The following is a 792-nucleotide window of genomic DNA, read 5'->3' as shown; positions in this document are numbered from 1 at the left end:
GCCGCCCCAATTCCGCTCCAGAAGCCGCAGCCAGTTGCCGTGGCAGATCTTCTCGATAAGCGCCTCGCCGTAGTGGTGGTCGCGCATCGCGCGTCGCAGCAGCGGCAGCGTCGAGACGTCCCGCAGCGCGTCGGGCACCACGGCCCCGTCATAGTCGGACCCGAGCCCCACCCGGTCCTCGCCCAGCCGCGCGATCAGGTGGTCGAGATGGCGCAGCATGGTCTCGACCGGCGTGTCGGCGATCTTGCGCCCGTCCTCGCGCAGGAAGGACACCGCGAAGTTCAGCCCGACCATGCCGTCGCTGTCGCGGATGGCATCGAGCTGCCGGTCCGTCAGGTTGCGCGAATGCGTGCAGAGCGCGTGGGCGTTGGAATGGGTCGCGACGAGGGGCTTCGTGGAATGACGCGCGACGTCCCAGAAGCCCGCCTCGTTGAGGTGACTGAGATCGAGCATGATCCCGAGCTCGTCGCAGCGCCGCACCAGCCGGAGCCCGTGATCGGTGAGGCCCGGCCCGGTATCGGGCGTGGACGGGAAGCGGAACGGGACGCCGTGGCCGAAGATCGTCGGGCGCGACCAGACGGGCCCGAGCGAGCGCAGCCCGGCGGCGTGGAACACGTCGAGCGCATGGAGATCCGCGTCGATCGCCTCGGCGCCCTCGATATGCAGGATCGCGGCCATGATGCCGTCGGCGGTCGCGGCGCGGATGTCGGCCACGCTGCGGCAGACCCGCAGGTGCCCCTCGCGCTCCAGCGCGAAAAGGATCGCCATCTGGCCCAGGACGATGGGCAGGGC

At 70.5% G+C, this 792-nt stretch carries 1 protein-coding gene; it reads right to left on the bottom strand.

Annotated features, from left to right (window positions below; genetic code table 11):
- A partial coding sequence (locus Q0833_RS17860; protein ID WP_298438401.1) for a dipeptidase occupies window positions 1-792 on the bottom strand: 792 nt, incomplete at both ends.

Source organism: uncultured Jannaschia sp., assembly GCF_947503795.1.
Lineage (GTDB): Bacteria > Pseudomonadota > Alphaproteobacteria > Rhodobacterales > Rhodobacteraceae > Jannaschia.
This window is presented reverse-complemented; position numbering and strand designations above follow the sequence as displayed.